Here is a 14,024-nt window from a genome sequence, read left to right as displayed (position 1 = left end):
TGGGCGCGCCGGTATCCGGCGCGTCGCCTCACTTCGCAGCCTGAGCGGCTTCGAAGGCGCGGGTTTCTTCCCACGCTTGCAGGGGCACGTGATCGCGCTCGCCCTTCTGCACGTTCTTCTCGTCGACGAACACCAGCTTGGGCTTGAAGCCCGCCAGCACGTCCTTTTCCTCGACTTGTGCGTACGACACGATGATCACGATGTCGCCGAGCTGTGCGCGACGTGCGGCCGCGCCGTTGAGCGAGATCATGCCGCTGCCGCGCTCGCCGCGAATGGCGTAGGTCGTGAAGCGTTCGCCGTTGTTGACGTTGAAGATGTCGATTTGCTCATTTTCGACAAGGCCCGAGGCTTCGAGCAGGTTCTCGTCGATCGCGCACGAGCCTTCGTAATGCAATTCGCAATGCGTTACGGTGGCGCGGTGGATCTTCGACTTGAGCATGGTGCGGTACATGGCGTGCCTCTTGTGTTGCGATGTGTTGCGATGCCGCGCACGCAGCGCGACGAACAATGTGCGCGCGGAATCGGCGAAGTGCCGAAACGCGCACGGCTTGCGCCTGGAGCCCTTCGCGTCGGTCGTGCTGGTGGCTCGACCGTGCGCGGTGGGCCCGGCGCTCAAATTTCGAGGTTGTCGATCAGACGCGTTGCGCCCAGCTTGGCGGCGGCGAGCACCACCAGGCTGTCCGCCGGTGCCGCGCCGGGGGCGGGCACGCGCAGGTTGGCGCGCTGGCGAATCGACACGTAGTCCGGCTTCCAGCCGCGCTCGGTCAGCGTCTTCATGGCCGAGGCTTCGAGTGCTGCGTAATCGGTGTTACCGCCGTTCACGGTATCGCGGATTTCGTTCAGGAGACGGTACAACTGCGGCGCCTCAGTGCGCTCGGCGTCCGACAGATAGCGGTTGCGCGAGGACAGGGCGAGGCCGTCGTCGGCGCGCACCGTCTCGGCCGCAATGATCTCGATGGGCAGGGCGAACTGACGGCACATGCTGCGCACGATCATCAGTTGCTGGTAGTCCTTCTTGCCGAACACGGCCACGCGCGGCTGCACACACGAGAACAGCTTGGTCACGACCGTGCATACACCCTTGAAGAAGCCGGGGCGGAACTCGCCTTCGAGAATGTCGCCCAGATCATGCGGCGGCTCGACGCGGTATTCCTGCGGCTCCGGATACATCTCCTTCTCGTCTGGCGAAAACAGCACGTAGACGTTCTCGCGCGTGAGCTTCTCGATGTCGTCCATCATCGTGCGCGGGTACTTGTCGAAGTCCTCGTTCGGCCCGAATTGCAGACGGTTCACGAAAATGCTGGCCACGACCGGATCGCCGTGCTGGCGTGCGAGTCGCATGAGCGAGAGGTGGCCTTCGTGGAGATTGCCCATCGTGGGCACGAAGGCGACGCGATTCTGTCCGCGCAGTTGGTCGCGCAGTTCGTGAATCGAGGGGATGACTTTCATGGGGCGCTCAGTTTGGGGTGTAAGTCAGGCGGACGTAGATCGGCGCAAACGGCTCGGCCTGCGTGATCTCCAGCAGCGACTCGCGCGTGAGTTCGAGCATGGCGATGAAGTTGACCACCACCACCGGCACGCCGCGCGTGACGTCGAAGAGTTCGGTGAACTCCATGAAACGCGCGCCTTGCAGTCGTCGCAGAATCTGGCTCATGTGCTCGCGCACCGACAGTTCTTCGCGAGAAATCTTGTGATGCTGAACAAGCTTGGCGCGACGCAGCACCTCGGCCCACGCGGCGCGCAGGTCTTCGGCGTCTACATCGGGAAAGCGCGGCTGAAGGCTTTGTTCGATGTAGACCTGCGAGCGCAGGAAGTCGCGGCCAAGTACCGGCAGCGTATCGATCTTTTGCGCAGCAAGCTTCATCTGCTCGTACTCCAGCAGACGACGCACCAGTTCGGCGCGCGGATCTTCCGCTTCCTCGCCGGTGTCGGCCTTCTTCACCGGCAGCAGCATGCGCGACTTGATCTCGATGAGCATCGCCGCCATCAGCAGATACTCGGACGCCAGTTCCAGATTGGTCCGGCGGATCTGTTCCACATAGAGCAGGTACTGCTTTGTGACCTGCGCCATCGGAATGTCGAGCACGTTGAAGTTCTGCTTGCGGATCAGATACAGCAACAAGTCGAGCGGGCCTTCGAAGGCTTCGAGGAAGATTTCGAGGGCGTCCGGCGGGATGTAGAGATCGTTCGGCAGTGCGAACAGCGGCTCGCCGTACAGACGTGCACGCGCTACACCGTCGACCGTATCGGGCGTGGAGTCCTGCCCGTCGTGCGGGGCAGGCAGCTCGGTGGCCGAACTGCCGGTGCCACTCGCACCGCCCGAGCGCGGCGTTGCGGCGGGTGTCGCTTCGCCAGTTGCGCCTTCGGGGGCGTCGGCGTGGGCCGTGTCAGCTTCGACAGACTCGCCTTGGGCCGGATTTGCCGACGAACCGTCGTTTCGGCCATCGTCCGGCGCCGGGTCGGCCGCATCGCTCGCTACGGGATCGACGTGCTCAGGCACCGGCGCGATCTCGGGGATCGGGTCGGGCGTGAACGACGGATCGTCGGGCGTACTCGGATTCAATGCGGAACTCGGCCGGAGAGCGGCGATTTACTCGCTTTGGTAGACGTACGGCTGCTGGGCCACACGCGATTGCTGGGCGCGGCTGCGCTCTTCCATATCAATCGGTTGCTTGTCCCACAGCAGGGAACGACCCTTGCGTTGCTCCGCTTCCAGCGTCGGCTTCTCGGTCTTGAGTTGCTTGATGAATTGGGTGATGTCGGACTCGTACATGGTCGATTGCTTGAAAAATAGGCAAAAGCGGCACCGTCCTGACGGTGCCAATCGACGCAGATTCTACCGCAAACCCGTCGGCGTTCGGTGTTTTGGCGTTTTGGGCAATTCGCCCGAATTTACGCCGCATGGGTGAACCGCACTCCCGGATATGTTCAAATACGAGTCACATACGCAATGCGCGGTGTCTCGTTGTGCCATGCTGGCGGGCATCGTGCGTTTGAGCACCCCTCACGGCACGCCGGACCACCGGCGGCGACATTTCCAAGGAAGGTTTTGACCGTCTCGCAGATCAAATCCGGACACGACGCTGGCCGTCGCTTTGGCGTGCGCATTTCAGTACGCCCATTAGTTCGCTCATTAGTACCTCCACTAGTACGCCCATTCCCGCATCTCCTGCGCGTTAGGAGCCTGCCTACCCGGCTGGTGAGCCTGGCGGCGCTGGCTTGCGGCCTGTGCGCACCCGGTCTGGCGCAAGCTGACTATCGGGTGCGTGTCGACGCGCCCAAAGACATCGCCAAGCTCCTGAAGGACAACCTCGACGTCGTGCGCTATGCCTCGCGCGACGACATCGGCGAGGCCCAGTTCGAGCACATCGTGGCCACCATCGGCGAGCAGGTGCAGGAGCTGACGTCCACGGAAGGCTATTTCTCGCCCGTCACCCATGTGGATGTCGCGACCATCAACGGCAAGCGCGATGTCGACATCAAGGTCGAGGCGGGCCCCCGTACGCATATCAAGGACGTCGACCTCAAGTTCACCGGCCCCGTAGCCGAGCAGGATCCGCAGCGCGTCGAGCAGTTGCGCAACGCCTGGGAATTGCCAGTCGACGCCCCCTTTCGCCAGTCCGACTGGGACAAGGCGAAGAACGACACGCTGTTCCAACTGGGCCAGAAGCGCTATCACGCCGCGAAGATGACGTTCTCGCGCGCCGTCGTCGACGCCGACAATGAGGCTGCCTCGCTCGCCGCGACCTATGAGAGCGGCCCGCCGTTCACGCTCGGACCGCTGGTGATCACCGGTACGCGTCGTTATCCCGAGCAGATCATCCGCAACGTCAATCCGCTGTCCGAGGGCGAGGCCTTCGACGCGGACCGCTTGCAGGAACTGCAACGCCAGATTCAGGCCACGCCGTACTTTTCCAACGTGATCATTGCCGTGACGGAAGACCCGTCGAAGGCCGAACTCGCGCCGGTGGAAGTGAAAGTGCGCGAATTCCCCCAGCAGCGGGTGCAAAGCGGTGTCGGCTACACGACGGACACGGGCGCGAGCATCAACGGGCGCTACTCGTACTACAACCTGTTCGGCAAGGCGTGGACGTTCGACACGCAAGCGCGTCTCGAACAGTACCGGCAGGGCGGCTACGCCGAGATCGGCATGCCGCCTGACGAGAACGCGTACACCAACAGCCTGCGCGGGTCGTTCGATCGTACGTATCTGAACGGTCTCGACCAGCGCTCGACGCAGGTCGGCATCAAGCGTGCGCGTTCGCGCGAGCGCTACGACTGGGCTTACACGCTGGACTTCTATCGCACGGACGAGCGTCCGGACGGTGGCGAGCGTTTCCTCAATAAGGCACTCGTGCCCGCGTTCTCGTGGAACCGTCGCGACGTGGACGACCTGATCTTTCCGCGCAAGGGCAACATCATCAACACGCAGCTCGGCTTTGCCGCAAAGCCCTTGCTGACCGATCAGAGTTTCGCGCGGCTCTACGGCCGTATTCGCCAGTACTTCCCGGTGGGACAGCGCGATCTCGTGCTGGCGCGCCTGGAACTCGGGGCGGTACTGACGAACGGCAACAGCAACCGCATTCCGTCGTCGCTGTTGTTCTTCGCGGGCGGCACGTCGTCGATTCGTGGCTACACGTATCAGAGCATCGGCCGTCAGCAGAATGGCACGACCTTCCCGACGAAGTACCTCGCGACGGCAAGCCTCGAATATCAGCGCTGGGTCACGCGCGACTGGGGTGGCGCGGTGTTCTGGGACGTGGGGACGGCGACCGACGATTACCGACATCCAACGCCGCTGTATCACGGCGTCGGTTTGGGGGTGCGCTGGCGTAGCCCTGTCGGCCCGGTGAACCTCGACCTCGGATATGGCGTGCATGATCGGCGCTTCCGTCCGTCGATCTCGCTGGGGGTGGCCTTCTGATGATGACGATGCTGCTCAACACCTTGAGGCCGACGACCGCCATGACCGATGTTCGCCAAGGCGGTCGTGGTGAACAGGAACCCACGTTGAAGCGCCCCGGCGCGCAGGGCACGGACGGTAGCGGGAATCCGCCGCCGGACAACGCGTCCGCATCGCCGCCACCGCCACCCCGACATCGACGTTGGGGACGCACGCTCGCAGGCATCGTTCTCGCACTGCTACTGATCGTCATACTCGCCATCGGCGCGTTGGTGTGGGCGATGTCGAGCGAGCGCGGCAGCCGCTGGCTATGGCAGACGGCCGTCTCGACGCTCGGCGGCAAGCTCTCCGGCGAATGGCGCAGCGGCAGCGTGCTGCACGGCTTCACGCTGAACGACATGCGCTACGTGGATGGCGCGACTCGCATCACCATCAGCCGACTCGAAAGCCGTTGGGACCTTGGTTTGCGTCCGCTGCATTTCTCCGTCGACAAGCTCCGTGCGGGGGATGTGGATCTGGCCTTCGCGCCGTCTCCACCGTCGAACACGCCAACGACGATGCCGACAAGCCTGCGTCTGCCGTTGGGATTGACGCTGAACGACGTACGCGTGGCGAAGCTCACGCTGCACTCGCCTGCACTCGTCCTCGAAGACATTCGCGTCGCAGGTCGTAGTGACGGCACGCAGCACACGGTGCAGATCGAGCATCTCGGCACGCCGTACGGCGAAGCGCAGGCCAGTCTGCAACTGAACGGGCAGCGTCCGTTTGCGCTGAACGGTAACGTTGGATTGCAGGCCAAGGCGGGCGATATTCCCGTCACGCTCAAAGCCGATTTGTCCGGCTCGCTCGATGCCCTCGTTGTCGACCTGACGGCCAGCGGCGAGAAGCTGAACGGGACGGCGCACATCGCGGCGTCGCCGTTCGGTCCAGTGCCGCTCTCACGCGCGCAGATTGCGCTCGATCACCTTAATCCGCGCGATTTCGCATCGGGTGCGCCGCAGGCGGACCTCGCCGTGCAGGCCGACTTGCGACCGCAACCGGGTGCGAAGGAATTTCGCGTGCTGGGGCAGGTGTCGGTGACCAACGCGAAGCCCGGCGCGATCGATGCGGGCTGGCTCCCGGTGGAAAGTTTGCGCACGCAAGTGTTGCTCGATGAGACGCGTCAGGCATTGACCGGCATCGAGTTGAAACTCGCAGGCCGCGCCGTGTTGACCGGCAGCGGCGAGTTGCGACGGGAGAAGGTAGCGGCGACGGCAGGCACGCCCACGCCTGCAACTCCGGCGACGTCTTCCGCAAGCGTAGCCAGTACCGCAAGCGCTGCTATGGCCGCGAACGAAACCACGGCCGATGCCGAAGCGACGGTCGGCGGTTTCGCCTTCACGATGCGCGACCTCGATTTGCGCGCGTTGTACGGCAAGCTGCCCGCGACGAAGCTCGGCGGCCCGCTCGACGTCAAGCTCGACGCGACCGGCCAGCGCATCGTGTTCGACTGGCGCGACGCGGCACGTCGTGTGCTCGCCGACGTCGGTCTCGACGCGAAGGGCACCACGATTCACGCGCTCTCGCTCGACGCCGGTAACGGCAAGGTCGCAGCAACCGGCGTGCTGGAGAACGGTGACACCGGCGCTTACAAGGCGCAGATCAAGCTGACGCGTTTCGATCCCGCCGCATGGTACGACCTCTACGGCCCGCAAAAGCCCGGTGCAAAGACGCCGGTCGCCAGTATCACCGGTCAGTTCGATGCACAGGGTGCGCTGCGTCCCGATTTCGGGCTGGCGTTGAAGTTCGCGTTGCAGGACAGCGTCTACGCTGACCTGCCGATGAGCGGTGCAGGGACGGTAAGGCTGGCTGGCACGCGGCTGTTGCCCAGCGATGCGAACCTGCTCGTGGCAGGGAACAAGGTCGCGTTGCGCGGCAGCTTCGGTGTGCCGGGCGACAAGATGGCGGTGAACGTCGACGCCCCGTCTCTCGACAAGCTGGGCTTCGGTCTGGCAGGCCGTCTGCAACTGGACGGTCAGGTCTCGGGCACGATGGAGCGTCCGGTGGTTGCCGCAACGCTTGCCGCCGACAAACTCGTGTTCGGCGCGCAAAAGCTGGAGCATCTGGCCGGTAAGGTGGATGTCAGCGGCGGTTTCCCTGGCGTCGCGAGCGATCGGCTGAACGTCACGCTCGACGGGCAGGGTTTCGCCAGCAGCGTCGCACGACTCGACAAACTGTCGCTGGCGTTGGCGGGTACGCGTGGCGCACACACGCTGCATCTGAAGGCCGCGGGCAAGTTGCGCGAAGCACCGCTCGATATGAATCTCGACGCCTCGGGTGCCGTGACCAATGCAGGTGGTAAGCCGGGTTGGAAGGGCACGATTCAGACGCTCGAAAATCGTGGCGTGCCGAAGCTGAATCTCGCGTCGCCCTGGCAGATCGAAGCGAGCGCGCAGCGCGTGCATCTCGGTGCGGCGAAGCTCGTGACGGGGGCCGGTGCGCTCTCGCTCGCGAACTTCGACTACGGCGGCGGGCAACTGAAGACGGCGGGCACGATCGACACGCTTGACGTCGCGCAGGTGCTGCGTATCGTGCAGACGTTCACCGGCGAGGCGCTGCCGATTGCCAGCGACCTTGTGCTCGACGGCAAGTGGAATGTGAGCGCCGGTCAGCGCGCGGACGGTTTTGTGGAAATCGTGCGTCGTAGTGGCGACGTCACGCTGCGTCGCGGTGGCGTGAACGATCACGTCAAGGTGACGGTGACGGGCATTCCCGGCTTGAGCGCAGAGAAGGGTGGGGTGGGCGCACGCGTGCCGCTCGGTATCTCGGAGTTGCGCACGCGTATCGATCTGTCGGGGCAGTCGGCGCGCACGACGCTCAAGGCCGTGTCTTCGCTGGTCGGCACGGTCGACGCCGACGTGCAAACCGGGCTGCGCGTGCAGGGTGGCATTCCGGACGTACCCGACGATGCGCCGCTCACCGGTCGCATCTCTGTTGCGATTCCGAACCTCTCGAAGTTCGAATCCCTCGCCGGTGCACAGTTCGCCTTCAAGGGCCGCGCCAACTTGCAGGTGGCACTCGCAGGCACGGTGGCGAAGCCGCGTCCGACCGGGGAACTGACGGCCGACGATCTTTCGGCACAGATGTTCGACACGGGCGTCAGCGTGAAGGACGGCAAGATGCGCATCGCGCTCACGCCGACCGAGATCGTGCTGCGCGACGTGGTTGTCACCGGCGGTGGTGGCGGCACGGCGCGTGCAACAGGCAATATCCGTCTCGACACGCCGGAGCCGACGCTCGCCATCACGCTCGCCGCAGACAAGTTGCAGCTGTTCGCCGCACCCGACCGTCAGTTGTCGCTCACGGGCGAGGCCAAGGCCACGGGCAGCGGCGAATCGATGGCCGTGAACGGCAGCTTCACCGTGGACCGTGCGCGCTTTGCGTTGCCGCCCACGACCGCACCGAAGCTGGGCGACGACGTCGTGGTCGTGCGCGGCGGCGCTCAGGCACGGGCCAAGCCGCTCGATCCGAAGGAGGAAGCGGCGCGTATCAGCGACAAGCCGACCAGTCAGTTCTCGCCGCACATCAATGTCGAAGTGAATCTGGGACGCGATTTCCGCTTTATTGGGGCGGGGGCCGATCTGTTGCTGCGCGGCAGTATGCGCGTGCAAAGCGATCCGCTCACACCGATGCGCGGCACCGGCACGATTACGGTGGCGGAAGGCACGTACGAAGCGTTCGACCGCAAACTCGCCATCGAGCGCGGGGAGATCAACTTCGTCGGCCCGCTGGGTAACCCGAACATCTACATTCAGGCCATGCGTCGCAATCAGGAAGTGGCCGCTGGCGTCCTGGTGACGGGCACGGTGCGTCAGCCGCGTGTGACGCTCGTCTCCGAGCCGAGCGTGTCAGACGAAGAGAAGCTGTCGTGGCTGATGTTCGGACATGGCCCGGATGGCGCGGGTCTCGGTCAGCGTCAGGCGATGGCGGGTGCCGCCACGGCGCTGCTCGGTGCCTCGGGCGGCAAGCGCATCATCAAGGATCTGGGGATCGACGAGTTCAGCATCGGCACCAGTGATTCCGGTTTGGCCGATGACGAGCAGGTGGTCAAGCTCGGTAAGGCGATTTCGGATAACTTCTCGTTGGGATACGAACAAAGTCTGACAAGCGCCGCGAGTATCGTGAAAATCACGTGGCAGGTGTCGCGCCGCTGGCAACTGGCAGTGCGTACCGGTTCGCTGTCCGGCTTCGACGTGCTGTTCAACCGTCGCTTTGACTGATGATGCGGGAGCACGGCCGATCACAGAGGGCAGCAGAGAAAAGGAGGGTAACGATGAAAACGTCGCTCGATTTCGAACTTGGGGCGCGCGAATCAGGTGTGCGCCGGGGCCTTCGTTGGGGAGTCGCTATGGGATTGCTTGCGAGTCTGTTGGGACTGTTCGGCTGCGACCAGCAGCAGATCGACAAGGTGCGTGAAAAGGCGCGGGACACGTTCAACGCCGTCAAGCCAGACGATCTGATGCTGCGCGACCTCAAACCGGGCGTCACGACCGAGGCGCAGGTGCGCGATCAGATGGGCAAGCCCGAGATCGTGTGGGAGAACGACGACGGTTCGCGCCGTCTCGAATATCCGCGTTCACCGGGCGGGTTGCGGACTTATATGGTCGACATCGCCGCCGACGGCAAGCTGCGCAGCGTGACGCAGGCACTCTCGGCGGAGAACTTCGAGCAGGTGCAGCCGGGCATGTCGCAGGACGACGTGCGGCGTCTGCTCGGCAAGCCGACGACGGTCGCGGAATATCGTCTCAAGAAGGAGACGGTGTGGAGTTGGCGCTGGCTTGAGGACGGCGTGAACACGCCGGGCATGTTCAACGCGCATTTCGGCCCGGACGGCCGCGTCACGGTGACGTCGCGCTCGCCGGATCCGGCGTCGGAGCGGCCGTGACCGTTCGGCGCCAATGTTTGGCGTTAAGGTTCGACGTTAAGGTTCGGCGTTACTGAGTCGCCTGCGACGCTTGCGTCTGATGACCGCCTCGGCGGTCGCGATGCGTCACCATCCGGTCGTGCAGGCGCGTGATGATCCGGCTGCCGGTCTTCTCGAACATGAACGGCAGTACGGCATGGACGAGACACGCAAGGCACGCGCCGAGCAGGGGCAGAGCGAACGACAGCGAGGTCCCCATGTGTTGGAGATAGTTTTCGCCGACAGAGGCGGGATGTTGAGTGAAGATTTTCATGGCGAGCGTTTTTTTCAGAATGTTTCTGAAGTCTACTTGCCGTCGCCGGGTAAAGGCTTCCAAATCTTCCCTCGAATGGGGTAGGATTTGGAAAAATTTTCCTCCCGGGTGGCCGTCGTGGACAAAACCGATCTCGCAATTCTCGAAAATCTGCAATCCGATGCCTCGCGATCCCTCGGAGAGCTGGCAGAAGCGGTGCATCTGTCGCCCACGCCTTGCTGGCGACGCGTGCAGCGTCTGCGCGAAAGCGGCGTGATCACCGGGCAGGTGACGCTGTGCGATCCGCAGCAACTCGACCTGCGGGTCACGGCGTTCGTCTTCATCAAGGCGGCAACGCACAGCGAGGAGTGGATGGTCCGTTTCGTGGCGGGGGCGCGGGAATTGCCAGAAATCGTCGAAATTCATCGCATGGCGGGCGAGATCGACTATCTGCTCAAGGTCTACCTGCCCGACATTGCGGCCTATGACCGTTTCTACAAAAAGCTCATTCGCGTGGCCGATCTTCAGGACATCAGCGCCAGCTTTTCGATGGAAACGGTGAAGTTCACCACGGCGTTGCCGGTGGACCACTTGCGGTAAGCGAGCCCACCGACGCCCCAAAACAAAACACCCCGAGGCCGGATCGCCGGCGCTCGGGGTGTTTCGCTTTCTGGACTGCGCGTGTTACTTCACACGCATGCCGGGCTTCGCGCCGTTGTGCGGCTCAAGAATGTAGATGCCCGGTTCTGCCTTCTCGTCGGCGGCCGATGCGGCGAGCACCATGCCTTCCGACAGACCGAACTTCATCTTGCGCGGCGCGAGGTTCGCGACCATCACCGTCAGCTTGCCCACGAGCACTTCGGGCTGCGGATACGCCGACTTGATGCCGGAGAAGACGTTGCGCGTTTGCGCTTCGCCCACGTCGAGCGTGAGTTGCAAGAGCTTGTCCGAACCTTCGACGGCCTTGCAATCGACGATGCGTGCAATGCGCAGATCGATCTTGGCGAAGTCGTCGATGGTGATGATGCCGTCATCGGCCTTCTCAGTGGCTTTCTCAGCCTTCTCGGACTTGGCTGCCTTGTCCTTGCCCTTCGCTGCGGCGGCGTCGGCCACCGGGGCCGTCGCTTGCAGCGAATCGCGGTTGGCGGCGAGCAACGCTTCGACCTGCTTGCCTTCGACGCGCGTCATCAGGTGCTTGTACGCGTTGACGGCGGCATCGGCGGTGAGCGGACGGTTCACGTCCTGCCACGTCTGCGGGGCGATGTTCAGGAACTGCTCCACCGCCTGCGACGTCGTCGGCAGCACCGGCTTGAGGTAAAGCGTCAGCAAGCGGAACGCTTCCAGACACACCGAGCAAGCCTCGTGAAGGGCCGCAGCTTGCGCCGGATCCTTCGCCAGATCCCACGGCTTGACCGTATCGACGTAACCGTTGATCGCATCGGCCTGCTCCATCACCAGACGCAGCGCCTTGCCGAACTCGCGACCTTCGTAATATGCGGCGATCTGCGGGGCGGCGGCACGCACCTGTGCGAGCAGCGGCGCGTTCATGGCGTCTGCCGAGACACGGCCTTCGAAACGCTTGATCAGGAAACCGGCGGCACGGCTGGCGATGTTCACGTACTTGCCGACCAGATCGCTGTTCACCCGAGCGATGAAGTCATCGAGGTTCAGGTCGAGGTCTTCCATCGTATTGCCGAGCTTGGCACCGATGTAATAACGCAGCCATTCCGGATTCAGCCCGGTGTCGATGAAGCTCTGCGCCGTGATGAACGTGCCGCGCGACTTCGACATCTTCTGGCCGTCCACAGTCAGGAAGCCGTGGGCGTACACGTTGGTCGGCGTGCGATGGCCCGAGAATTCGAGCATCGCCGGCCAGAACAGCGTGTGGAAGTACATGATGTCCTTGCCGATGAAGTGGTACTGCTCGGTCGTGGAACCGGGCTTGACCCATTCGTCGAAGTTCAGACCGCGCTTGGCGCACAGGTTCTTGAAGCTGGCGTAGTAGCCGACCGGTGCGTCGAGCCACACGTAGAAATACTTGCCCGGCGCGCCCGGAATCTCGAAGCCGAAGTAGGGTGCATCGCGCGAGATGTCCCAATCGGCGAGCGTCGATTCGCCATCTTCACCGAGCCACTCTTTCATCTTGTTCGCCGCTTCGGGCTGGGCGAGGCCCGACACCCACTTGCGCAGGAACTGCTCGCAGCGCTTGTCCGAGAGTTTGAAGAAGTAGTGCGTCGACGTCTTGCGAATCGGCGTGGCACCCGAGACGACCGAGAACGGATTGATCAGGTCGGTCGGCGCATAGGTCGAGCCGCAGACTTCGCACGAATCGCCGTACTGATCCTTCGCGCCGCACTTCGGGCATTCGCCCTTGATGAAGCGGTCCGGCAGGAACATTTCCTTGACCGGGTCGTAGGCCTGTTCGATGTCGCGCGCCTCAATCAGGCCCTGTTCCTTCAGGGCGAGATAGACGTTTTCGGACAATTCGCGGTTCTCTTCAGAATCCGTCGAGTAGTAGTTGTCGAACGAGATGTTGAAGCTGTCGAAGTCGCGCTTGTGTTCCGTCCACACGCGGTCGATCAGTTGCTTGGGCGTGAGGCCTTCCTTCTCGGCGCGCAGCATGACCGGCGTGCCGTGCGTATCGTCCGCGCCAACGTAGTAGACCTCATGGCCCTGCATTCGCATGAACCGTACCCAGATGTCTGTCTGGATGTATTCCACCAGGTGACCGATGTGAATCTGGCCATTGGCGTACGGCAGTGCGGATGTGACAAGAATGCGGCGGGACATGTGGTTTGACTATGTGGGTTGAGGGTTGCGGGAAAGGACGATTCTAGCAGGCGGGCGACTTTGACGCCCAAACGGACGCTCGGGCAGTGGCGTGTCGTGCAAAAGCGTGCGGCCAAAAAAAAGCCGGAACGAGGTTCCGGCATAACTAGGCACACGTAACGTCAATAACAAAGAGGAGATGAAAGCGCCCACGGTAGGCACTTCCGAAGGGTCTGAGCGATGAGGCAGGGGATTAGTTCAACCGATGTGCCGACTTTCGATGCTGCGTTGCAGCATGCGGCTCGATCGAAGCGCAGAAACGCGCATGCCCGGCGGACCGGGCATGCGTTTGGATGGACTGATCGGATGTCAGTCCGGTGTGAGCTTAGCGAGGCGCTTGCTGTTGCTGCTGAGGTGCTTGCAGGAGAATTTCCACGCGACGGTTCTGCGCGCGGCCCTCTGCCGTAGCGTCCGAGGCGACCGGCTGGCTGGAGCCGACGCCCACCCCTTGCAGACGGCGAGCATCGACGCCGCGCGAGGTCAGGTACTGGATGACCGCATTGGCACGATTTTGCGAGAGCGGGATGTTGATGCGATCGCCACCGGTGCTGTCGGTGTGGCCGATCACACGGGCCGTGATGCCCGGATTCTGGTTAAGCGAGTTCGCCAGATCGGTGAGCACGGCGGCAAAGTTCGGCTTGATGGCGTACTGGTTCGTGTCGAACGTCACGTCGCTGGGCACATTGACCTGAAGCTGACCGTCCGGACGCTCGGAGATCTGGGTACCCGTGCCCGCCGTGTGACCGCCCAGCGTGTTCTTGATGGACTGCCAGTTGTACCCCGTGGCACCGCCTGCGGCTGCACCGACCGCCGCGCCGATCAGGGTGCCGGTGGTGTTGCCTCCGATGAGGTTGCCCAGCCCCGCCCCGACCGCTGCACCGACACCGGTGCCAACGGCAGTGTTGGTGCCCTGCTGCGTCTGGCACCCGGCCAGCATGGCGGCCGAGACCAGGACGAGCGCGGAAGCGCGCAGAGTGTTCTTGTTCATTTGAGGCTCCTTATCGATTAGCTAGCTGTGATGAAACACGCGTAAGCACTTCGTTGAAGCACGCGCGCGCCGCAGGGGTTTTGAGCCTGACGGCGCGACGTCTTTTACA

The 14,024-nt window shown here is 63.3% G+C and carries 11 protein-coding genes; 4 read left to right on the top strand and 7 right to left on the bottom strand.

What is annotated here, in order from left to right; translation table 11 throughout:
- Positions 1-28: 28 nt before the first annotated feature.
- From panD to ACIQWO_RS19155, 4 genes are all read right to left on the bottom strand, one after another.
- Positions 29-451, bottom strand: a complete 423-nt coding sequence (gene panD / locus ACIQWO_RS19170; protein WP_374625210.1) for an aspartate 1-decarboxylase — start codon at positions 449-451, stop codon at positions 29-31.
- Positions 452-612: 161 nt separating this feature from the next.
- A complete protein-coding gene (panC, locus tag ACIQWO_RS19165; protein WP_402827536.1) occupies positions 613-1,449 on the bottom strand; it encodes a pantoate--beta-alanine ligase in 837 nt (278 codons plus the stop codon).
- A gap of 7 nt (positions 1,450-1,456) precedes the next feature.
- Entirely contained in the window at positions 1,457-2,284 is an 828-nt protein-coding gene (locus ACIQWO_RS19160; RefSeq protein WP_402828233.1) for a segregation and condensation protein A, read from the bottom strand.
- Between the two features lie 306 nt (positions 2,285-2,590).
- On the bottom strand, positions 2,591-2,773 hold the full coding sequence (locus ACIQWO_RS19155) for a DUF3460 family protein (RefSeq protein ID WP_150577487.1): 183 nt from the start codon (positions 2,771-2,773) through the stop codon (positions 2,591-2,593).
- A gap of 426 nt (positions 2,774-3,199) precedes the next feature.
- Here ACIQWO_RS19155 and ACIQWO_RS19150 point away from each other — a divergent pair, with 426 nt between their 5' ends.
- The 3 genes from ACIQWO_RS19150 to bamE all read left to right on the top strand — a co-directional run bounded on the left by ACIQWO_RS19150 (position 3,200) and on the right by bamE (position 9,827).
- Positions 3,200-4,924, top strand: coding sequence for an autotransporter assembly complex family protein (locus ACIQWO_RS19150; RefSeq protein ID WP_402827533.1), 1,725 nt, complete (start codon positions 3,200-3,202; stop codon positions 4,922-4,924).
- Positions 4,925-4,965: 41 nt separating this feature from the next.
- Positions 4,966-9,162 carry a translocation/assembly module TamB domain-containing protein gene (locus ACIQWO_RS19145; RefSeq protein ID WP_402827530.1) on the top strand — a complete coding sequence of 1,399 codons (4,197 nt, stop codon included), beginning with the start codon at positions 4,966-4,968 and terminating at the stop codon, positions 9,160-9,162.
- A gap of 128 nt (positions 9,163-9,290) precedes the next feature.
- Positions 9,291-9,827 (top strand): outer membrane protein assembly factor BamE, encoded by a 537-nt coding sequence (gene bamE, locus ACIQWO_RS19140; RefSeq protein WP_402828230.1) that lies wholly within the window; start codon positions 9,291-9,293, stop codon positions 9,825-9,827.
- Positions 9,828-9,876: 49 nt separating this feature from the next.
- Here the strand turns inward: bamE and ACIQWO_RS19135 are convergent, their stop codons facing one another.
- Entirely contained in the window at positions 9,877-10,119 is a 243-nt protein-coding gene (locus ACIQWO_RS19135) for a DUF6356 family protein (RefSeq protein WP_402827527.1), read from the bottom strand.
- 117 nt (positions 10,120-10,236) lie between these two features.
- Between ACIQWO_RS19135 and ACIQWO_RS19130 the strand changes: the two genes are divergently transcribed.
- The gene (locus ACIQWO_RS19130; RefSeq protein WP_402827524.1) at positions 10,237-10,698 is read left to right on the top strand and encodes an Lrp/AsnC family transcriptional regulator; all 462 of its coding nucleotides are present in this window, start codon (positions 10,237-10,239) and stop codon (positions 10,696-10,698) included.
- Positions 10,699-10,782: 84 nt separating this feature from the next.
- On the opposite strand, the gene metG is transcribed toward ACIQWO_RS19130, so the two are convergent.
- Entirely contained in the window at positions 10,783-12,888 is a 2,106-nt protein-coding gene (gene metG / locus ACIQWO_RS19125; protein ID WP_402827521.1) for a methionine--tRNA ligase, read from the bottom strand.
- A 364-nt stretch (positions 12,889-13,252) separates the two neighbouring features.
- A complete protein-coding gene (locus ACIQWO_RS19120) occupies positions 13,253-13,915 on the bottom strand; it encodes an OmpA family protein (protein WP_046291162.1) in 663 nt (220 codons plus the stop codon).
- Between the last annotated feature and the right edge of the window lie 109 nt (positions 13,916-14,024).

It is taken from the genome of Pandoraea sp. NPDC090278 (genome assembly GCF_044772185.1).
Lineage (GTDB): Bacteria > Pseudomonadota > Gammaproteobacteria > Burkholderiales > Burkholderiaceae > Pandoraea.
This window is presented reverse-complemented; position numbering and strand designations above follow the sequence as displayed.